The sequence below is a fragment of the Cellvibrio fibrivorans genome, assembly GCF_031457055.1.
In the GTDB taxonomy this organism is placed as follows: Bacteria; Pseudomonadota; Gammaproteobacteria; order Pseudomonadales; family Cellvibrionaceae; genus Cellvibrio; species Cellvibrio fibrivorans.
Window position 1 is genome coordinate 33,079 of record NZ_JAVDVX010000008.1, and the last position, 19,831, is coordinate 52,909.

The following is a 19,831-nucleotide window of genomic DNA, read 5'->3' on the forward strand; positions in this document are numbered from 1 at the left end:
CATGTAACCCCTGGCCCGGAAATAGATAGCAGTAATGACACGCGCTTTACGCAAATTGGTGAAATGGTCTTACTTCCTGATTGCCCTCGCCCTGATTTTATTGGCGGTGCTGGTGCAATCCGGGCGTAGCTTTTCCCATTTGTTGAGCGGCTACAATCAACACATCGCTAGCTATTTCTCATCCCAACTCAATGCGCAAGTCACTATCGGTCAAATTGAGGCCGACTGGAATGGGCTGAAACCCAATTTGGTGATTCAGGATTTCAGCATCAAGAGCCAGGCTAACCAACCGATAGTCGCGTTTAAACAGGCGCGCCTGCGATTGGATATGTTGGAGTCTCTGCTCAATTTGCGTTTGGTATGGAGCAACCTCTCGCTCAGCCAGGTAGAGATGACCTTCGCACAGACCGCAGACGGTTTTTGGCAGATTCCCGGTTTGCCCAAGCGCGCTGATGCGACAAAGCCTGAAGTACAGATGGATGCACTGTTGGATATGCTGCTTCTCTCCACGCGGATTGAATTCCAAAGTAGTCATCTGCGCTTTCACTTTACATCCGGTAAACAGGTACAACTGGATTCACCCTACCTGTTGCTTGAAAACGCCGATGATTTCCACCGTCTTGCCCTGCAGATTGATGTGGATGCACAGCCGCGCAGTGTTTACCTGATTATGGAAGGGCAAGGTGACCCCCGCGATCAGTCGCGGTTTCGCAGCCGCGGATATCTGCAGCTCAACCGCTTCCCCACCAGTGAACCTATAGCGGCGGCGAGTGCATTCCTGCTCAGCGGCACCGGCAATTCCAGCCTGCTAAGTGAAGGTATGGTGGATGCCAATATCTGGTTTGAAAGTCGTAGCAAAGGTAAAGGGTACGATTTGGTAGGGCGTTTGGGTTTGCAGCGCTTGTCGCTACCAGTAGGGGCAAACCGTTTATCATTGGATGGTTTTTCTACCGAACTCGCTGGCTTTTGGCTACCCAACGGCGAATGGCGCTTGGGTTTGCAGCAAGTTAATGCCGCCATGAAAGCACATAATATTAACGACGTTAACCTCGCGATTGCCTCGTCCGGTTTTAAACGCCCCCTGCAAGTTAGCATGGATACACTGGATCTGGCCCGCCTCACCAATATGCTGGGCGATTCAGGTGTTATGGGCGAGGGCAAATTGCAGGGCTTATTAAAAACTCTGGCGCCGAGTGGCCAGCTGCGCAATTTGCAGATGAGCCTGCCTCTCGATCAACCGAAAGACTGGCAATTGCGCGCCAACCTGGACCAGGTTGCTACCAGTGCTTGGCAGGGTGTACCGGCACTTGCCGGAGTAGACGGCTATCTGCAAGTGGGGCAAAAAGGTGGTTTTGTCGATATTGACGCGCAGCGCCATTTCTCCATGCACTACTTGCCCACTTATGCTGAACCCATGGAGTACGACCGTGCCAAAGGGCAGGTGGCTTGGCATCTGCAGCCGGAAAATAACCAGATTTATGTTAACAGTGGCCAGTTGGAGTTCCGCAAAGGCGATGAACTGGCACGCGCTTATATGTGGCTGGGGCTGCCGTGGAAGCGCAACACAGGTGATATCGACCTGTATTTGCAGATTGGTGCCCAGCAGCTCAATGCCAGTCTTTACCAAAAATACACCCCGGCGGTAGTGCCGCAATCGCTCCACAAGTGGCTAGCGCAGAGTATTGGTGAGCAGAATCCCGGTGTGGCGACTGAGGCAGGCTTTGTCTATCGCGGTACGCTAAACACCAAAAATTCTATGGCGCGCACCTACCAGTTGTATCTGGATATTGAGGATGCCGAGCTGAATTATCATCCCGGCTGGCCCGCTTTAACCCACATGAATGGCCGCTTACTGGTGAGCGATGCGCGTGTCTCTGCCAGTGTTATCGACGCCGGGATTTATACCAGCCGCGTCACACACGCGGAAGTGCGCGTTAATCCGCGCGCGCAAGGTAAGGGCTCGCTGTTGCAAGTGGATGGGGAAATCTTTGGTGCTGCCAGCGATGGTATTCGTGTATTGCGCGAGGGCATGTTGCGCCAGTATCTGGGCAGCAGTATGGATTCCTGGTTTATGCAGGGCGAGATGCAGGCACGGCTCGATCTCGCCATCCCCATCGGAACTGGCGAGGAAAAGGCGGCAGGTGCGCGCCAACAAGTTGATGTAGCACTCAAGGTCCCGCGTTTTGAATTGCAAAACCTCAATCTGGCGCTGGACGATTTGACCGGACAAATCAGTTATAACAGCGACAAGGGGATCAGTAGTAACACGCTTAAGGCGCACTTTTTTGATGAGCCGGTTGAAGCCAGATTGAGCACCCGTAAACTTGATCACTACAGCAAAACCCTTATTGAGCTGGGTGGTGTGGTCGATGCCCAAAAAATCGCCTATTGGAGCAAGCGCCCGGAGGTACTCTTCCTGAGCGGCAACTTGCCCTACACCGCGCTGGTAGAATTAAACCATCGCCCGCAGCGCATAAGGAATCTGGTAGAACTGAGCCCCGAAGAGATGGCTGAGGCTGTGCAATCGCCGACCGAATTTGCTGATAGCGCTTTTGCCCAAGTCACTATCACCAGCAATCTGGCGAATGTCAGCGTCGATCTGCCTGCACCCTACGGCAAACCTGTGGAAGGTGAACGGCCATTTGAATTCAAGCTCTGGTTGCAAGAGAGCCAAGCGCAAATTGATGTGCGCTACAACAATGATATCCAGGCGCTGCTGCGTACCGACCGGGTGCGTAATAACAGTTTGGTGAACGCCAATATCGCCCTTGCCAGTGCTGCAAAATTTAGCGACCAGCCTCAATTTTTAGTTTCCGGTTTTTTGCCGGGTATTGATCTGGATACCTTGAAAGCGGTGCAATCCCGCTACAAAACTTACAGCGAGCGGCTCGCCCCAGCTGTTGCGCGAGCCTTGTCATCACTGCAGCCTGATGCACCTGAATTGCTTGAGCAACCAGTCGGCTTGGTCGCTGGGCTGCCCTTTCGCGCTGAAGTGATGCTGGGGCAATACGAGCTGGGCTCGACAACTCTGGAAAACCTCAATGTGATAGCCATACCTGTGCGCTCCGGTTGGCAGTTGCAATTGGATAATGCGGTGGTTGCCGGTCGGCTGTTAGTACCAAATAGCCAGTTTACGCCCTTGCAAGTCGATCTAGACCGCTTGTCGTTGAGCCGTGCTGCGCTTGGCTTGGCTGATCCGCAAACTACCGAATCGCAATCTATCGATCCAGCCGCAGCTGAGTTGGTAATCACGGATGCGGTACCGGAAAAAGTAATAGATCCGCGCAAACTCCCGCTGGCCAATATCACTGTTAAGGCGCTGCTAATGGACGGCAATAACTATGGCAATTGGTCGCTCCAACTGCGCCCTGATGACAAAGGGGTAGTGATAGACAACATTCGTGGCAGTATCCGCGGTGTAACTGTCAGCGGTGCAGATAAGGCAACAGGTGGCGCCAAATTGATATGGCAAAACACACCAGTTGGCGTTCAAACCCGCTTTATTGGCAGCCTGGAGACGGGCGACATGGCGGAAGTACTACGTGCCTGGAATAAACCCGATACCTTGGAAAGCCGCCGGGCGTACTACCGTGCCGATCTTTTTTGGCCGGGCTCGCCGCAGGATTTCAAACTGGTCAACCTTGGGGGTGAAATGAGTATCGACATTGAGCAGGGTAGCTTCAAGCGAGATGCCAGTGCTGGCGATGGTCTGCTGAGGTTGATGTCGATCCTCAACTTTGACACCTTGGCGCGACGTTTGCGTTTTGATTTTTCTGATCTCTATAAAAGCGGCCTTGCTTACGATACCGTTAAAGGCAAGGTGCGGTTCAACCAAGGGGTTTTGGTTTTTGAGGAGCCGCTAGTGGTACGTACCCCTTCGAGCGGTATGCAAATGGCGGGCAGTATTGACCTGCGCAACGAAACAATTAATACCCGTTTAGTGGCAACCTTACCCGTCGCCGGGAATATGACCTTTTATGCGGCATTGGCGACCGGGCTGCCAGCGGCGGCGGGTATTTACATCGTCAGCAAACTGTTTAAAAAGCAGGTCGATCAGGCCACAAGTGTCAGTTACACCATCAAAGGTAGCTGGGATGAACCCAAAATGAAGTTTAACCGGCTGTTTGAGAGCGAGAAAAGCTTGCGCGATAGCGTCAATAAAAAGGAGGTGGAAAAGCCGCCTCCGATCAATGAGATGCAGGACGAATCTGGTAAGAAACAATAAGGGCGCCCATTCGGCGCCCTTGTTTTTGGTAGTTTGTTTTTGCGCGCAACCCGTTAATCCTGCGCTTCCAGCTGCTCGCGGATAAACGCAAAGAGTTTGCGTGCACTCGCAGGCGGCTTGTTCTCGTCGCGCTCTTTTTGCGCGGTGCGGATCAACTGGCGTAAGTGCTGCACATCAATTCCGGGGCAAGAGGTGACCAGTGTTTGGAAAATTTGTTTGTCGCCTTCAATTAGCAGGTCGCGATAGCGCTCTACCTGGTGTTGGCGATGCACATATTGATCGCTGCGGTTTTGCAGTTTGTCCACTGCTGCTTTGATTTCCTCGTGGTTGCCTTCGCGCATCAGGCGGCCAATATATTGCACCTGGCGGCGGCGGGCTTCTTTGGGGGGTAATTTGCGCGCGATGTAAATCGCATCCAGCATAGTGTCGCTCAGCGGAATGCTGGCAAGTTGCTTTTCGTTCATGTCGATCAGGCTTTCCCCCAGCGCTTGCAACGCATGCATATCGCGTTTGACCTGCGATTTGCTAAGGATGTAGTCATCGGGGTTGATGTCGTCGTAGTTGTAAACCATGGCTGTAATGTCGGAGAAAGAATCAATAAAAGGGCGCGCAGCTTAGAGTAGTTGCCCGGGAACAACAACCTTTGTCGCTGGCTTTGGTTTAACAATAGGCTATTTATTCGCCTTCTTCAAAGCGGTCGGCAATCAGTGCGCGGATAGCACAGAGCGCGGCATCAGCATCATCGCCCTCTACGCTGACTTCCAGAGCAGTGCCCTGGCTAGCGGCTAGCAGCATCAACGACATAACACTCTTGGCATCGGCCCAGTTACCTTCGCCCACGCGTGCGAGTACCTTGGCCTGAAATTGGTTGGCAAGGGTCGCCAGCTTGGCGGCGGCGCGCGCATGTAGGCCGCGCTTGTTGATGATATCGAGCGTTTCGGTCTGCATGATCTAGGGTTTTTTGTGTTTGTTAATGTCGCGATGGCGAACTTGAACATCGCTAAAACTGTGGTCGAAATGTTTTTGCAGCCGCTCCGACAAGTAGACTGAGCGGTGTTGGCCGCCAGTACAACCGATTGCAATAGTGATATAGCTGCGGTTGTTGGCCTGATAGCGGGGCAGCCATCGGGTCAGGTAATGCTCGATATCTTCGTACATCTCCCTCACCGTCATTTGCTCTTCCAGAAACTCAATCACTTCCTGATCCTTGCCGGTTTGCGGACGCAGATTGGGCTTCCAGTGTGGATTGGGCAGGCAGCGCGCATCAAATACCAAATCGGCATTCACGGGTACACCGTGTTTGAAGCCAAAGGATTCAAACAAAATAGCCATGGTCGATTCACTGCGGCCCACGACCCGCTCTTTCACCAGATCGCGCAACTCATGCAGATTCAGGTGGCTGGTATCGATAATCTGGTCAGCACAATCGCGGATGGGCTCCAGAAGCTGCTGCTCAGCGCTGATCGCCTCTTCCAGGCTAGTATGTTTATCTGACAGCGGATGCTTGCGGCGGGTTTCACTGAATCGCTGGATCAATACCGGTGGTTGAGAATCGAGGAACAGGGTCTGGAAGGGCAGATGCGCTTCTTTGAGGGTGCTGATCATCTGCGGGAAGATAGCCAGATCTTGCCAGGCATTGCGCACATCGATACCAATGGCAAAGCGGTGTTGGTCATCTTTGTGGATCTGGATCTGGGCAACCAACGCAGGTAGCAGGCTGACGGGCAAGTTGTCGATACAGTTGAACCCCACATCCTCAAGGACATGGAGTGCCGTACTCTTACCCGAACCAGACAAGCCACTGACGATCACCAGATGCATATAAATCCTGTTTACGAGGTTGTTAGCGCTGCATCATAGAGCGCTTCATTAGTTTTGGAGGCGCGCAGGCGCTGGCGGTATTCGGCGTTGTTCAGTGCGCCAGCCAGTGCTGCCAAGGTTTGCAAGTGTTCGCTGTGGGCATCTTCCGGCACCAGCATCGCGAACAGAATATCGACCGGTTGCGAATCTATTGCATCGAAGTCGATTGGATCGGTCAGGGTAATCAGTGCACCCACAGTGCCTTTACAGTGTTCAATACGGCAGTGGGGGATTGCAATTCCGTGGCCAATACCAGTGGAGCCGAGGCGCTCGCGGCCAATCAGGCGGCGGAACAATTCATCGGCATCAATATCGGGGATATCCTGCGCAATGGTGTTGGCGAGCAACTCCAGTGCGCGTTTCTTGCTGCCCCCTTCGACGCCGCAGAGGGTGCGGCTGGGGCTGATCAGGGATTGAATTTGCATGACAAGGTGATGCTGGGCATCTCTCAATAAATAATGCAGACATCGCAAGGTGGCGATGGCGGCGTAGGTTCAGTTAACGATGGCGAGCTATCGCGCACTCAGCGATGGCTGCGCATCTTCTCTTTGTGTTTAATCAATTGGCGGTCAAGTTTATCAGCCAGTGCATCAATCGCGGCATACAGATCTTCATGAGTAGCTTCAGCGAATACATCTTTGCCACTGACATGGATAGTGGCTTCTGCTTTTTGGATAAGTTTATCTACCGAGAGGATAACGTTGGTGCTGGTGATGCGGTCATGGTGGTGCGTTAAGCGCTCAATTTTACTGGTTACATACTCTTTCATGGAATCGGTAACTTCTACATGACGACCGCTGATATTTATTTGCATAGATACTTCCTCTCGCTAGAAACAAAACGGTTGCGACTGGCACAACCTCGCATTACATCAGTGATTTTTTGATCCGAACTTTATTGGTACTACTAATACAACTAAATAGCTAAATAGTTTTGCGTTCATTCGACGGCGGAATATTGAGTGATTCGCGGTATTTGGCAATAGTACGGCGTGCCACTTGAATCCCCTGCTCGGCGAGCAGGTCGGTAATCTTGCTATCGCTGAGCGGTTTTTTCGGATTCTCGGCACTTACCAATTTTTTGATAATCGCGCGAATTGCAGTTGATGAACATTCGCCACCACTGTCGGTGCTGACATGGCTGGAGAAAAAGTATTTCAGCTCGAAAATACCCTGTGGTGTGTGCATGTATTTTTGGGTGGTGACACGTGAAATAGTCGATTCGTGCATCTCAACAATTTCAGCAATATCGTGCAGCACCAATGGCTTCATCGCTTCAGGACCATAATCCAAAAAGCCGCGCTGTTTTTCCACAATACAACTCGCCACTTTTAACAGGGTTTCATTGCGGCTTTGCAAACTTTTTAAGAACCAGCGCGCCTCCTGCAAATTATCTTTGAGGAAGGTGTTGTCGGTGCTGGAGTCGGCGCGTTTCACCATAGAGGCGTAGTCGGAATTAATGCGCAAGCGCGGCGCAATATCCGGATTGAGTTCCACTATCCAGCGGCCATCGCGTTTTTCAACGAATACATCAGGTACTACATATTCGGTATCGCCATTGGCGATCATATCGCCTGGGCGCGGATTCAAACTTTGAATTAATGCCACTGCCTGGCTTAATTCAGCTTCTTTCAATTTGGTGCGGCGCATCAGCTGGCGATAATCGCGGCTGCCGAGCACCGGCAAATATTGTTTGGCAATTAATTTTGCCGAGTCTAAAAACGGTGTTTTCGGATCAAATTGTTGCAATTGCACCAACAGGCACTCAGATAGATTTTGACTGCATACGCCGCAAGGATCGAACTGTTGCAAGCGGTGTTGCACCGCTTCAACTTCGTCGAGTTCCAGCTCTTCAAAATCGCTGCGCATACCTTCAAAAATTTCTTCGATGGTGATGGACAGCATGCCGCTCGGTTCCACCGCATCGATAATTGCCATCGCCAGTACGCGGTCGCGATCCGACATGGGCGTCAGGTTTAACTGCCACATCAGATGGTCGTAGAGCGAATCAGTTGCGGCGCGGCGACTTTCAAAATCATTGTCTTCGTTGTCGTAATTGCTTGAGCTGCTGCTGGATGATGATTGGTAAACATCATCCCAGCTCGTGTCGACGGGGAGGTCACTGGGGATGGAATCGCTCCATTCGCCGGCGTCCGCACTAAATCCGTCGCCCTCACCGTACACATCACTATCGCCAAAACTCTCACTTTCACCAAAATTCTCACCTTCACCGAAGCTTTCACCGCCTTCGGTATAGCTATTGGTTTCGCTGTAGTTGTCGGCGCTGCTGGAGGAGAAATTTTCGCTCGCGGTAAAGTCAGTGCCGTGGTCAGTACCGGCTTCAGCAGCGATCTCTAACTGGCGAGTGTAATCCGCTTTATCCAGCTCACTGCCTTCGTAATCATTGGTGCTACTGGGGCTGTCGAAGCTTTCCTCCACTTCCAACATAGGATTGGATTCAAGCGCTTCCTGGATTTCTTGCTGCAGGTCTAATGTCGATAGTTGCAGTAGGCGGATTGCCTGCTGCAGTTGCGGAGTCATGGTCAGCTGCTGACCGAGTTTGAGCTGGAGAGATTGCTTCATTGTGTGAACGACAAACCCTTATAACGCAGGATGGAAAACATCAGATAGGTGGAGTTTAGTCAGGGTTTGGCGCGCAAGCAATAAGCTTAAGCAAGCTTTATGCCTAATGATCAAAGAATGTTACTTGTCAAGTTGTTTGTGTGTTGCCGAAGGTGTTGCTGACGGGCGGTTGGTAACACTGGTGGTGACGGGTTTAGCCACCTTTACAGACGGAAATGCTCGCCTAAATAGACTTCACGCACCTTGCTGTTGCTGAGTACGGTTTCGGCATCGCCCTCGGCAATAATGTGGCCTTCGCTTACAATATAGGCGGTCTCACATATATCCAGTGTCTCGCGCACGTTGTGGTCAGTAATCAGCACGCCAATACCGCGGTCCTTAAGATGGCGCACAATTTCTTTGATATCGTTGACCGAGATGGGGTCAACTCCGGCAAAAGGTTCATCGAGCAAAATAAATTTGGGGTCGGTCGCTAGCGCACGAGCGATTTCTACCCGGCGGCGTTCGCCCCCTGAAAGTGCCATCCCCAGGCTGTCGCGGATGTGGGTGATGTGAAATTCATTAAGCAATGATTCGAGCTTTTCCTGGCGCTGGGTGCGATCCAGATCCTTGCGGGTTTCGAGGATTGCCATGATGTTATCGGCGACGGTCAGCTTGCGGAAAATCGAGGCTTCTTGTGGCAAGTAACCGATGCCGGCGCGAGCTCGGCCGTGGATGGGCAGTTGGGTAATATCGCGGTCGTCAATTAATACATTGCCATTATCGGCGGGCACCAGGCCGGCAATCATATAAAAGCAGGTGGTTTTACCGGCGCCATTGGGGCCGAGCAGGCCGACGATATGGCCGCTCTCCACAGTAATCGAGACGTCGATAACGACTTTACGTTTTTTGTAACTTTTTGCGAGATGGCGTGCGTGCAGGCTGGGCATATGAGTTAAGGGGTTGCTTCAGTTGATGAGGATTGGGCTGCACTGGATGCGGCAGCGGGCTGGTCGTTACTGGTTTCAGTTTTGCCCGCCTTGGGTGGGATCACGATTTCGATCCGCTGGCCATCGCTGCCCGATGCACCATTACTGCCCGCCGCTTTCATCACTTCTTTTACTAAGTCGTAATCGATATGCGGGCCACTCATGACCGCACCGTTTTGCTCGACCGATGCATCTTCAATCAACACAAGATGCTCATTGCTGGGGGTATAAGTAATTTGTTTGGCAGCGGCGGTGACTACACCTTGATCCTTTTCCGGTTGCTGTTGGAAGCGCGCCGGGTTGCCGGTGGCGATCATTTTTTCAACACTGCTGTCGGGATTGGTGTGGATCACGATAGAGTCTGCCGAAATCACCAGTGAGCCCTGCTGGATTTTCACTGAACCAGTATAGGTGGCGACGCCGTTTTTCTGGTCGACGGTCAGATTATCCGCCGAACCGCGAATAGTTTCATTTTTGTCGCCGGGCAAAGCCAGGGCAGTGTTGCTATAACTGACAAAAACAGCAGCAATCGCTAGCGCAAATGGAGCGAGGGCAAAACGGAATTTAACGGGGATCATAAACAGCCTTAACCTGGGACTTTAACTGAAGCCGACTCTGCGCCAGGTCAGCATCCATACCTATTGCGTCTATCTGGCCTTTAGCGCTGCGCATATTAACAGCTTTGTCAGTTTCCGCGAATTGTTCACTGGCGCGCACCTGTAGCTCACTGGTGGTGATTTGGATCAGCCCCTGCGAAGGGGTCTGTTGCTGAATCAGGACATTGTCGAGCAGGCGGATCAACTGGCCATTTGCTTCACTGCGACCAGTGCTGGCACTGACCAGCCAGGGAGCATTAGCTTCGGCATCGTAAAACGCCATATCCGGGCGCTCGATCAGGGTGTAATCCGCATTCGAAGGGCCATCGGGATTTGCCTGGTAATGGGTGACTTGCGGTGTTGATAATTGGTAGTGCAATTTGCCTTGGGCATCGAATTCGCGAGTTTCCACGGCTTTCATATAAGTTTGGGGAAAGCCACTGGCGTCATATTCGTAGCCCACCAGTTCTGCTTTCTGGCGCAATGAAAAAGCAAAAAAACAAATCACCAGCGCGAAGGCGATTAGCCATGGTGCTGGCACATACTGGTGAATTCGGTAAGCGCGCTGCAACAGGTTCATCGTCTAGTCTTCACCGTTGTTCGCGAGATAGGGCGCCAAGGCTGCATCAAACGTCCCTTGGGCTTGCATTAACAAATCGCACGCGGCACGCACCGCGCCTTCGCCGCCGCGCTCGCGACTCTGCCAGTGGGCACGTGCCGCGACGCTGACATGGGCATTGGCGACGGTAAATGCGAGGCCGACGCGGGTCATTACACCCAGATCTGGCCAGTCATCGCCCATGAAAGCGATTTCATCCAATGCGACTGGATGCTCCTGCAGTATCTCCTGCAATGCCTCCCATTTATCCTCGCGCCCCTGTACCAGGATATTGATACCCAAATCGCTCGCGCGTCGGGCGACCAGATTGCTGGTGCGACCGGTGATGATCCCCACTTTTACCCCGGACTTTTGCAGGGTTTTAATGCCCTGACCATCAAGTGTGCTAAAGGATTTAAATTCTTCGCCGTTGTTGCCAAAGTAAAGGCGACCATCGGTCAGTACGCCGTCCACATCCAGTAATAAGAGTTTGATGCGGGCGGCGCGTTCGCGCAATTCAGGGTTCATGCGGTAATTCCGTTTTTTAGATAATACCTGCACGCAGCAGGTCATTGATTTTTACGACACCCACCAGCGCCTTTTGTTCGTTGGTGATGAGTAATACATTAATTTTTGCTTGTTCCATTAATGCGAGCGCTTCAGCGGCCAGCGTATTTTCACGCAGCATTTTGGGTTGGGTATTCATCAGTTCACCCACTTTGGCGGTACGTATATCCACACCTTTGTCGATACTGCGGCGCAAGTCACCGTCGGTAAAAATGCCGAGCAAATTACCTCCCTGATCCATCACCGTGGTCATGCCAAAGCCTTTTTCTGACATCACCATCAGCGCGTCCAACATAGGTGTATCGGGTGCTACGCGCGGAATGTCGTCGCCGCTGTGCATCACATCGGCAACGCGCAACAGCAGTTTGCGCCCAAGCGCGCCCCCGGGGTGGGAGAACGCAAAATCCTCCGCGGTAAAACCGCGTGCTTCGAGCAGTGCAATCGCCAATGCGTCGCCCATTACCAGGGTTGCGGTAGTGCTGGATGTGGGTGCTAGGTCGAGTGGGCAGGCCTCGAAGACAACACTAATATCGAGATTAACTTCAGCGATTTCGCCAAGGGTTGATTGTGCATTGGCGCTCATGCTGATGATTTTAATTCCAGCGCGCTTGAGCAGCGGCAGCAGAGTGACAATTTCGCTCGATGTGCCCGAGTAAGAAATCGCAAGCACAATATCATTCTTGGTAATCATGCCCAAATCACCATGGCTAGCTTCGCCGGGATGTACAAAAAATGCGGGAGTACCGGTGCTAGCGAGCGTCGCGGCGATTTTTTTGCCGATATGGCCGGATTTGCCCATGCCCGTAACTATCACGCGGCCGGCGCAATTAAGAATGAGTTCGCAGGCGGCAGTAAATTGGCCGTCGATACGTGCACCCAGCGCCGTCACTGCTTCGGCTTCCAGACGGATGGTGCGCAAGGCGGAGCTGACATAGTCAAAAGCAGCCATAAAACACTTCCAAAATAACGGTTTACGCCAGTGATGGCAGTACAAGGTGGGGCATTATAACGGGCAGGCTGTGCAAGGCGAGGGATGTTTGTGACTTTTTTCCCGTGTGCGAGTTTTGGTGGCACAGATGTAAATGGTATAGTGCGCGCCGCAAACCTGCTCACCGCGTCTCCGGTTTAATAAACCGCCACATCCATAAGCAACTTATAAAGAATGGCACCATAAGGAATTCGCGCTGTCTGAGTCTCGGTATAAGGCCATCTCTGACTTAATGACCACACATCAATTAATGGAAGGTTCTACGATGAAAAATTTGTTCACCAAAGTCTCTGGTGTTGTTTTCGGCTTAACCATGTTGCTTGGTACCAGTGTTATGGCACAGGCACCTGCAGCGGCTGCAACCCAATCCCCACAAATGATTGTGGAGTCCGTTGCGCAAAAATTGTTTGATTTGGTTAAGGTAAAAAACACTGAAAAAACTGCTGACGATGCCTACTATGCACAAGTTGAGGGGGCACTCAATGATGTAGTGAATTTTCCATTTATCTCTGCATCCGTGATGGGGAAAGCATACAAACAAGCTACTCCGGCACAGCGCCAGGCGTTTCAAAAAGTCTTTAAAGACGGCATGGTAAAGTCACTTGCCAAGGGTGTACTGGGTTATGCAGATAGCAAGGTGACAATTGCCGGTGTCAACGAAGTTAATGCTGCCCGTCATATCGTGAAGCAAGAAGTAGCGATAGAAGGTGCTTCACACAAGTTGGATTACACCATGCGCAAAGAAAAATCGGGTGAGTGGAAGCTGATCAATGTGGTGCTCAATGGTGTTAATTTGGGTCAATCGTTCAGTGGCCAATTCAAGGCTAGTCTCAAAAAGTACAATGGCGACATCGACAAAGTGATTGCTAATTGGTTGGCTGATGCCTAAGTGCTCCTGCACCGATTGAATCACCATCAAACCCCGGCCAAGAGCCGGGGTTTTGCTTTTTGGCCCAGAGAGTTCTGCATGCGGGTTTATTGGTGCGATACGGGCGACATTCCGGTAAACTGCGCGCCTTATTTACTTATCGCTATATTATGTCTGCCTTTGTAGCAGGCATAGCTGGCCTGACTTCCCTATCGAGTAATCTATGCAAGCTGAACAAATCAAAACGCTGATCGAAAGCCAAATCCCCGATTGCGATGTGAAATCTGTAGACGTTATGGGCGACCATATCGGCCTGGTTGTTGTAAGCCCTGCATTTGCAGGTCTGACTCCTGTTAAAAAGCAGCAGTTGGTGCTGTCTACCCTTAGTGCGCAATTCGCTGACCGCAGTATCCACGCGGTGGATTACATTAAATCTTTCACACCTGAACAGTGGATGCAACAGCAACAACAGCAGTAATAACTTCATTTCGCAGGCACTGGCATAAGCCGGGCCGGCATTTTTTTTCTTTTTTGTTATCAGGGTTGTGATGGATAAGTTTTTAATTGCGAGCGGCGGGCCGCTTACGGGTGAATTGCGTATTTCCGGTTCCAAAAATGCAGGACTGCCACTTTTGGCCGCCGCTATTTTGGCTGATGGCGAAGTGCGTTTAAGCAATGTTCCCCATTTAAAAGATATGACCACCATGGTGCAGCTGTTGCGCACCCTGGGTTTGACGATTGAAATTCAGGGCGAGCACGTAGTGATCGTCGATCCTAATACCATCAATTCCTACACCGCGTCTTACGAACTGGTAAAAACCATGCGCGCCTCGATCCTGGTGCTCGGGCCTTTGCTGGCGCGTTATGGTGAAGCCAATGTGTCTTTCCCCGGCGGCTGTGCAATCGGTTCGCGCCCGGTGGATATCCACTTGCGCGGCCTTGAGGCGATGGGCGCAACCATTGAAATTGATGGCGGTTACATACGCGCCCGCTCCAATGGCCGATTAAAAGGCTGCCATTTCCTGATGGATATGGTCACCGTTGGCGGTACTGAAAATCTGCTGATGGCCGCGGTATTGGCTGAAGGTAAAACCGTGCTTGAGAACGCCGCGCGCGAACCCGAGATTGTCGATCTCGCTAATATGCTGGTAGCCATGGGCGCAAAAATCGAAGGCATTGGCACATCCAGTCTGACCATTTACGGTGTCGAAAAATTGAATGGCTGCGAATACAGTGTGATGCCTGACCGGATCGAAACTGGGACTTACCTGGTGGCTGCTGCAGCCACGCGCGGCAAAATCAAACTGACCCATACCCGCGCCGACATCCTTGAAGCGGTAATTTTGAAATTGCAGGAAGCGGGTGCCGATATCACGGTGGGTGAAGATTGGATCGCGCTGGATATGCACGGCAAACGCCCCAAAGCCGTGAGCTTGCGCACCGCACCTTACCCGGCATTCCCCACCGATATGCAATCGCAATTTATGGCGATGAATGCCGTCGCTGAAGGTGTGAGCCATATTACTGAAACAATTTTTGAAAACCGTTTGGTGCAGGTTGCTGAATTGAACCGCATGGGTGCGCATATAGAGCTGGAGCATAACACTGCTATTGTCACTGGTGTCGAGCGTTTGAAAGCGGCGCCGGTGATGGCGTCCGATCTGCGCGCTTCTGCGAGTTTGGTTATTGCCGGTTTGGTTGCTGACGGCGAAACCCTGATCGACCGCATTTACCACATCGATCGCGGTTATGAAGCTATTGAACAAAAATTCCAAAGCCTGGGTGCCAGTGTGCGCCGCGTAAAAGGTTCATAAGGAGGTATATGCCATGAGCCAAACCCTGACCATTGCACTTACCAAAGGGCGCATTCTGGAAGAGACGTTACCGCTGCTTGCAGCAGCAGGTATTGAACCGCTGGAAGATATGGAAAAAAGCCGCAAGCTGGTATTTGAAACTACCCAACCGGGCGTGCGCTTATTATTGTTGCGCGGTGCGGATGTTCCCACTTACGTGCAATTTGGTGCGGCGGATATGGGTATTTCCGGCAAAGATACCTTGATGGAAAATGGCGCTGAAGGTTTGTACGAGCCGCTCGATTTAAATATCGCGCGCTGCAAATTAATGACCGCCGGTGTAAAAGGCGAGTCACTACCTGCTGGTCGCATTCGCGTCGCCACCAAGTATGTGAATATCGCCAAACAATATTACGCCTCGCAAGGTCGGCAAACGGACATCATTAAACTCTACGGTGCTATGGAACTCGCGCCGATTATGAATTTGGCCGATGAAATTGTGGATATTGTCGATACCGGCAATACCCTGCGCGCAAATGGTTTGGAACCGCGTGAATTTATCGCAGATATCAGTTCCCGTTTGATCGTGAATAAAGCCTCGATGAAAATGAAGCACGTGCAAATCCAAACCATCATCGATCATATCGCTACCGCAGTAGCGGCCGATTAGTTTTCTATACCATCGATTGCAAATGCCAATAGGTATTTGCAATCGATAGGCTGCATGATCAACCTGTTATTTTTTCAGTTCATATTGTTATTGTTTTTTTAAAAGAGAATTCCATGTCTGAATCTATCATCACCCGTTTGGATGCCAGCCAAAGCGATTTTAATCAGCGCCTTGATCAGTTGCTTGCGTGGGAGTCGGTAAGCGATACCCGCGTTGCCGCAGTGGTCGATGATATTTTGCATCAAGTAAAAACGCGCGGTGATGCAGCTGTAGTGGAATTCACTAATAGATTTGATCGCCGCACAGCGCAGAGTATTAGCGAATTTGTGGTTACTTCTGCGCAGTTACAGCATGCGCTGACGCAAATCAGTGCCGAGCAACGTGCGGCATTGGAAATTGCTGCTGAGCGTATTCGCAATTATCACCAGCATCAATTGCAAAGTTCCTGGCGCTATACCGAAGTCGATGGCACTGTGCTCGGCCAACAAATTTCGGCGATGGAGCGTGTGGGTTTGTATGTGCCCGGCGGCAAAGCGTCTTATCCATCATCGGTATTGATGAATGCAATTCCTGCGAAGGTTGCCGGTGTTGATGAATTAATCATGGTGGTGCCTGCACCCGATGGTGAAATCAGCCCGATGGTATTGGCAGCTGCGGCAATCGCCGGTGTGGATCGTGTAATTACTATCGGCGGTGCGCAAGCAGTTGCGGCACTTGCTTACGGAACTGAAACCATTACCAAGGTCGATAAAATTGTCGGCCCCGGCAATATTTATGTCGCTACTGCCAAGCGCGCGGTATTTGGTCAGGTGGCGATTGACATGATTGCAGGCCCATCAGAAATTTTAGTGGTGTGCGATGGCTTGACTGATCCGGATTGGATCGCGATGGATTTGTTTAGCCAAGCGGAACACGATGAGCAGGCTCAGTCGATTTTGCTGTGCCCTGATGCTGATTATTTGGATAAGGTCGAGGAGTCGATCAAGCGTTTATTGCCAACACTTGCGCGTGAAAGTATTGCAAGCGTGTCATTAAAAAATCGTGGCGCGCTAATTAAAGTTGCCGATATGGAGCAGGCAATCACGGTAAGTAATCGCATAGCGCCCGAGCATTTGGAATTGTCAGTTGCCGATCCCGAATCGCTATTGCCGCAGGTGCGTCACGCCGGTGCTATTTTCATGGGACGTTTTACCCCGGAAGCACTTGGCGATTATTGTGCTGGCCCCAATCACGTATTACCTACCTCGGGTACTGCGCGCTTTTCATCGCCACTGGGAGTTTACGATTTTCAAAAGCGTAGCTCGGTGATTATGTGTTCGGCAGCGGGTGCGTCGGTATTATCCAAAACTGCATCGGTGTTGGCGCGCAGTGAATATCTTGAGGCGCATGCACGCTCAGCGGAATACCGGATTCTCGATTAATTTTTATCGGCAATATTGAAATAAAAATGGGCGCGGATTGCGCCCATTTTTTTTGCATAAAAATTGAAGAAGACTAGGTTTTTGTTGGCGGGAATGCGGCTATTGCTTTTATTTCTAATGCTTTTCCATCGCGAATAATTCTAAAGGTAATTTCGGCGTTAGGTTGAATATTTAAAAGAGAATTAGTTACCGAATGATTGTTAAGGAGTGGCGTATTGTCGATATGGGTAATGTAATCATTAATGTGAAAGCCCGCTTTTTCAGCGGGGCTGTCGCGATCAATTTCACTAATTAGGAGACCTTCGGCTCCCATTTTTTGTGCAAATTCGAGTGTGGGTTGCGTTACGCCAATCCCAAGCCAGCCACGGCGGACACTGCCGAATTCCACAATTTGTTTTAGCGAATTCATCGCTTTATCAACCGGCACGGCAAAACTGATCCCGAATGAAGCCCCGGTTTCATCCAGCATGGCGGTATTGATTCCAATTAAATTCCCGTGCGCGTCAATTAATGCTCCGCCAGAATTTCCGGGATTAATCGCCGCATCGGTTTGAATAAAATTTTCTGCGCTATTTATACCGAGATTCCAGCGGCCTGTCGCGCTTACTATGCCTTGGCTTACGCTTTGACCAACACCAAAAGGGTTGCCAATGGCTAACACCACATCGCCCACTCGAATATTGTCGGAATTGCCGAGTGTGATGGCAGAGATGTTGTCGATTTGAATTTTTAACACTGCTAAATCATTGGTTTGATCTACGCCGATAAGTTCGGCTGAAGTTACTCGACCATCGTAAAGCAACACCGCAATCCGGTCAGCGCCGTTAATGACGTGATTATTGGTGAGAATTAAACCGGAATTATCAACAATAACTCCTGATCCGAGCGTTTTTTGCATACGCTCTTGTTGCGGAATGTTGGAGTTATTGTAAAGGTGGCGAAAAAATGGATTGTTGGAAAGGTTTTGGTTGCGTTGTACTACCCGTTTTTCGGTGTACACATTTACTACTGCAGGCGCAGCGCGATTGACAGCATCCGCATAGGAGACAACACCAGTATTGAGGTTGTTATTGGTGTTTAGTGGCGTTGGTTGCTGGCTTCCGCGCAATTGGGGAAAGAGTAGTAGTGCGAGCAACGCAATGATAACGCCTGCGGTAATGGGCCAGCCAACAAACTGCAGCAAGCGTTGTAGGAACATGCAAAGCGTCTCCGTCGATACTTTTATCAGCCAACAAAAACCCCGCAGTGCGGGGTTATACTTTTTTCGACGTCCTGTACGCAATCAAGCCAGCGATAGCTGCTTCACTCGTTAATCAATAGCGATTGGCTTTGCCGTCAAAATCATAGTCATCTGCCGATTCGGTCGGCATGCGCGCATTGGTGTGATGGTCATCGCGCAAATCGTAATCTTCACTCAAGGCGCCCTTGGCTCCGGGCGCTTTGGGCGCCCAGTCGCGCGGTGGTTCAATACGCTGCTCAGCGATGTAAGCTTTGGTATCGCCACCGAGATTGCTGTTGGCCGAGTCCAGTATCTGGCGGCTGATTGCCGGAGTGGCCAACTTCAATGCACCGCTTGCCAAATGCTCATGCACATCGCGGTAGGCGTGAGTAAGGTTGTTCACTAACTGAGATGTTTGCGCAAAGTGTTCGGCGACATCGCGCTGGTAGCCTTGCAGTGAACTTTCGGCCTCATGCAGGCGCTGTTCAAGGTCGCGGCCGAGAATTTTTGCGCGGAATACATAGGTAATCGCTACCCCAAGGCCGGCGCCAGCGAACAAACAAATCAAACCGGTAATAACTAATGCACTGAATGAATACACGAAAATCTCCTGCTAGACATGACCGTGATCTGTTGGATATTCGGCCAAGGACGTTGATAACTCTATTATAAGTCCATTTTCTCATTAAAATGGGCAAAAATTATCGCGTATGTGCGCGCTTGTGCTTAATCGATGAGGTTCATCATGAATTTTCCCTTTGCCAAAGAACAGGAAATTTTTATTTCCGGCCCAGTTGGCCAGCTACAGGCCGCAATTCATCAGGGGGATAGGGAGGGTTTTTTTACAGCGCGTCATTTGTTAGTGATTGTCTGCCATCCGCATCCTGTGCACGGTGGCACTATGGATAATAAGGTTGTCACTACACTGATGCGCACTTATCGCGATCTGGGGATTCATGTGCTGCGTTTTAATTTTCGCGGTGTGGGCAAAAGCGAGGGCAGCTTTGATAATGCAGTTGGCGAAGTGGATGATTTGTTGGCGGTTATTGCTTGGGCAAAACAGCAATTGCCGCAATCCCCGTTATTATTGGCCGGTTTTTCATTCGGCTCCTCTATCGCGGCGCAAGCCAGTTATCAGGTTGATGGTTTGCAACATTTGACACTGGTGGCACCACCGGTGGAGCGTTATCCCTATGATCGCGAAGGGCAATTTCCCAGCCCGCTTGCAGTTATCCAGGGTGATAAAGATGAGCGTGTTATCGCCGAGGGGGTTTATCAGTGGGTCGCCACTTTGCAAAGCCCTGCTGAACTTTTGCGTTACCCGGAAGCAGGACATTTTTTTCATGGCTATTTAACCCAGATAAAAAACGATTTGACCCAGGTTCTATTGCGGCAAATCCCAGCGGCTTAAACCTGTCGTTGCTGGTACAAAATCTATTGGCGCTGCTGCAGGCTTATCGCTACAGTGGCGCCCAG

The 19,831-nt window shown here is 51.0% G+C and carries 20 protein-coding genes; 7 read left to right on the forward strand and 13 right to left on the reverse strand.

Features of this window, described 5'->3' with window-relative positions; translation table 11 throughout:
• Window positions 1-34 precede the first annotated feature (34 nt).
• Window positions 35-4,225 carry a YhdP family phospholipid transporter gene (locus tag J2X05_RS18755; protein ID WP_310075477.1) on the forward strand — a complete coding sequence of 1,397 codons (4,191 nt, stop codon included), beginning with the start codon at window positions 35-37 and terminating at the stop codon, window positions 4,223-4,225.
• A gap of 53 nt (window positions 4,226-4,278) precedes the next feature.
• Here J2X05_RS18755 and yjgA read toward each other — a convergent pair whose 3' ends face one another.
• The 11 genes from yjgA to J2X05_RS18810 all read right to left on the reverse strand — a co-directional run bounded on the left by yjgA (window position 4,279) and on the right by J2X05_RS18810 (window position 12,345).
• Window positions 4,279-4,797, reverse strand: coding sequence for a ribosome biogenesis factor YjgA (yjgA, locus tag J2X05_RS18760; RefSeq protein ID WP_310075481.1), 519 nt, complete (start codon window positions 4,795-4,797; stop codon window positions 4,279-4,281).
• A 103-nt stretch (window positions 4,798-4,900) separates the two neighbouring features.
• Complete coding sequence (locus J2X05_RS18765; RefSeq protein WP_310075483.1) at window positions 4,901-5,173, reverse strand: HPr family phosphocarrier protein; 273 nt, start codon at window positions 5,171-5,173, stop codon at window positions 4,901-4,903.
• Between the two features lie 3 nt (window positions 5,174-5,176).
• Window positions 5,177-6,046, reverse strand: a complete 870-nt coding sequence (gene rapZ, locus J2X05_RS18770; RefSeq protein WP_310075485.1) for an RNase adapter RapZ — start codon at window positions 6,044-6,046, stop codon at window positions 5,177-5,179.
• Between the two features lie 11 nt (window positions 6,047-6,057).
• Window positions 6,058-6,510, reverse strand: a complete 453-nt coding sequence (gene ptsN / locus J2X05_RS18775; RefSeq protein ID WP_310075487.1) for a PTS IIA-like nitrogen regulatory protein PtsN — start codon at window positions 6,508-6,510, stop codon at window positions 6,058-6,060.
• Window positions 6,511-6,608: 98 nt separating this feature from the next.
• Window positions 6,609-6,899: a ribosome hibernation-promoting factor, HPF/YfiA family gene (hpf, locus tag J2X05_RS18780; protein WP_310075488.1), complete on the reverse strand. Its 291-nt coding sequence runs from the start codon at window positions 6,897-6,899 to the stop codon at window positions 6,609-6,611.
• A 109-nt stretch (window positions 6,900-7,008) separates the two neighbouring features.
• Window positions 7,009-8,667: an RNA polymerase factor sigma-54 gene (locus J2X05_RS18785; RefSeq protein WP_310075490.1), complete on the reverse strand. Its 1,659-nt coding sequence runs from the start codon at window positions 8,665-8,667 to the stop codon at window positions 7,009-7,011.
• Between the two features lie 203 nt (window positions 8,668-8,870).
• A complete protein-coding gene (gene lptB / locus J2X05_RS18790; RefSeq protein WP_310075492.1) occupies window positions 8,871-9,596 on the reverse strand; it encodes an LPS export ABC transporter ATP-binding protein in 726 nt (241 codons plus the stop codon).
• Window positions 9,597-9,601: 5 nt separating this feature from the next.
• A complete protein-coding gene (gene lptA, locus J2X05_RS18795; protein ID WP_310075495.1) occupies window positions 9,602-10,213 on the reverse strand; it encodes a lipopolysaccharide transport periplasmic protein LptA in 612 nt (203 codons plus the stop codon).
• Window positions 10,200-10,811, reverse strand: coding sequence for an LPS export ABC transporter periplasmic protein LptC (gene lptC / locus J2X05_RS18800; RefSeq protein WP_310075497.1), 612 nt, complete (start codon window positions 10,809-10,811; stop codon window positions 10,200-10,202). Before lptC ends, lptA begins: the two co-directional genes overlap by 14 nt.
• A gap of 3 nt (window positions 10,812-10,814) precedes the next feature.
• The gene (locus J2X05_RS18805) at window positions 10,815-11,357 is read right to left on the reverse strand and encodes a KdsC family phosphatase (protein ID WP_310075499.1); all 543 of its coding nucleotides are present in this window, start codon (window positions 11,355-11,357) and stop codon (window positions 10,815-10,817) included.
• A 16-nt stretch (window positions 11,358-11,373) separates the two neighbouring features.
• Window positions 11,374-12,345 carry a KpsF/GutQ family sugar-phosphate isomerase gene (locus tag J2X05_RS18810; protein ID WP_310075501.1) on the reverse strand — a complete coding sequence of 324 codons (972 nt, stop codon included), beginning with the start codon at window positions 12,343-12,345 and terminating at the stop codon, window positions 11,374-11,376.
• 304 nt (window positions 12,346-12,649) lie between these two features.
• On the opposite strand from J2X05_RS18810, the gene J2X05_RS18815 reads away from it, so the two are divergent.
• The 5 genes from J2X05_RS18815 (at window position 12,650) to hisD (ending at window position 17,136) form a co-directional block, all read left to right on the forward strand.
• Window positions 12,650-13,273 (forward strand): MlaC/ttg2D family ABC transporter substrate-binding protein, encoded by a 624-nt coding sequence (locus tag J2X05_RS18815; protein ID WP_310075503.1) that lies wholly within the window; start codon window positions 12,650-12,652, stop codon window positions 13,271-13,273.
• Window positions 13,274-13,475: 202 nt separating this feature from the next.
• Window positions 13,476-13,730, forward strand: coding sequence for a BolA family protein (locus J2X05_RS18820; RefSeq protein WP_310075505.1), 255 nt, complete (start codon window positions 13,476-13,478; stop codon window positions 13,728-13,730).
• A gap of 70 nt (window positions 13,731-13,800) precedes the next feature.
• Window positions 13,801-15,066, forward strand: coding sequence for a UDP-N-acetylglucosamine 1-carboxyvinyltransferase (gene murA / locus J2X05_RS18825; RefSeq protein WP_310075506.1), 1,266 nt, complete (start codon window positions 13,801-13,803; stop codon window positions 15,064-15,066).
• Window positions 15,067-15,079: 13 nt separating this feature from the next.
• Window positions 15,080-15,715, forward strand: coding sequence for an ATP phosphoribosyltransferase (gene hisG / locus J2X05_RS18830; protein ID WP_310075508.1), 636 nt, complete (start codon window positions 15,080-15,082; stop codon window positions 15,713-15,715).
• Window positions 15,716-15,828: 113 nt separating this feature from the next.
• Entirely contained in the window at window positions 15,829-17,136 is a 1,308-nt protein-coding gene (gene hisD / locus J2X05_RS18835) for a histidinol dehydrogenase (protein ID WP_310075510.1), read from the forward strand.
• Between the two features lie 73 nt (window positions 17,137-17,209).
• On the opposite strand, the gene J2X05_RS18840 is transcribed toward hisD, so the two are convergent.
• The gene (locus J2X05_RS18840) at window positions 17,210-18,334 is read right to left on the reverse strand and encodes a trypsin-like peptidase domain-containing protein (RefSeq protein WP_310075511.1); all 1,125 of its coding nucleotides are present in this window, start codon (window positions 18,332-18,334) and stop codon (window positions 17,210-17,212) included.
• Window positions 18,335-18,449: 115 nt separating this feature from the next.
• On the reverse strand, window positions 18,450-18,956 hold the full coding sequence (locus J2X05_RS18845) for a Z-ring associated ZapG family protein (protein WP_310075513.1): 507 nt from the start codon (window positions 18,954-18,956) through the stop codon (window positions 18,450-18,452).
• 144 nt (window positions 18,957-19,100) lie between these two features.
• On the opposite strand from J2X05_RS18845, the gene J2X05_RS18850 reads away from it, so the two are divergent.
• Complete coding sequence (locus tag J2X05_RS18850; protein WP_310075515.1) at window positions 19,101-19,766, forward strand: alpha/beta hydrolase; 666 nt, start codon at window positions 19,101-19,103, stop codon at window positions 19,764-19,766.
• Window positions 19,767-19,831 lie beyond the last annotated feature (65 nt).

Coding starts and splice junctions, on each gene's coding strand:
- J2X05_RS18820 (WP_310075505.1), top strand. CDS start 13,476: ATGCAAGCTGAACAAATCAAAACGCTGATCGAAAGCCAAATCCCCGAT.
- J2X05_RS18785 (WP_310075490.1), bottom strand. CDS start 8,667: ATGAAGCAATCTCTCCAGCTCAAACTCGGTCAGCAGCTGACCATGACT.
- hisD (WP_310075510.1), top strand. CDS start 15,829: ATGTCTGAATCTATCATCACCCGTTTGGATGCCAGCCAAAGCGATTTT.
- lptC (WP_310075497.1), bottom strand. CDS start 10,811: ATGAACCTGTTGCAGCGCGCTTACCGAATTCACCAGTATGTGCCAGCA.
- J2X05_RS18850 (WP_310075515.1), top strand. CDS start 19,101: ATGAATTTTCCCTTTGCCAAAGAACAGGAAATTTTTATTTCCGGCCCA.
- murA (WP_310075506.1), top strand. CDS start 13,801: ATGGATAAGTTTTTAATTGCGAGCGGCGGGCCGCTTACGGGTGAATTG.
- lptA (WP_310075495.1), bottom strand. CDS start 10,213: ATGATCCCCGTTAAATTCCGTTTTGCCCTCGCTCCATTTGCGCTAGCG.
- J2X05_RS18815 (WP_310075503.1), top strand. CDS start 12,650: ATGAAAAATTTGTTCACCAAAGTCTCTGGTGTTGTTTTCGGCTTAACC.
- hpf (WP_310075488.1), bottom strand. CDS start 6,899: ATGCAAATAAATATCAGCGGTCGTCATGTAGAAGTTACCGATTCCATG.
- J2X05_RS18810 (WP_310075501.1), bottom strand. CDS start 12,345: ATGGCTGCTTTTGACTATGTCAGCTCCGCCTTGCGCACCATCCGTCTG.
- rapZ (WP_310075485.1), bottom strand. CDS start 6,046: ATGCATCTGGTGATCGTCAGTGGCTTGTCTGGTTCGGGTAAGAGTACG.
- J2X05_RS18765 (WP_310075483.1), bottom strand. CDS start 5,173: ATGCAGACCGAAACGCTCGATATCATCAACAAGCGCGGCCTACATGCG.
- J2X05_RS18840 (WP_310075511.1), bottom strand. CDS start 18,334: ATGTTCCTACAACGCTTGCTGCAGTTTGTTGGCTGGCCCATTACCGCA.
- J2X05_RS18805 (WP_310075499.1), bottom strand. CDS start 11,357: ATGAACCCTGAATTGCGCGAACGCGCCGCCCGCATCAAACTCTTATTA.
- yjgA (WP_310075481.1), bottom strand. CDS start 4,797: ATGGTTTACAACTACGACGACATCAACCCCGATGACTACATCCTTAGC.
- J2X05_RS18755 (WP_310075477.1), top strand. CDS start 35: ATGACACGCGCTTTACGCAAATTGGTGAAATGGTCTTACTTCCTGATT.
- ptsN (WP_310075487.1), bottom strand. CDS start 6,510: ATGCAAATTCAATCCCTGATCAGCCCCAGCCGCACCCTCTGCGGCGTC.
- hisG (WP_310075508.1), top strand. CDS start 15,080: ATGAGCCAAACCCTGACCATTGCACTTACCAAAGGGCGCATTCTGGAA.
- lptB (WP_310075492.1), bottom strand. CDS start 9,596: ATGCCCAGCCTGCACGCACGCCATCTCGCAAAAAGTTACAAAAAACGT.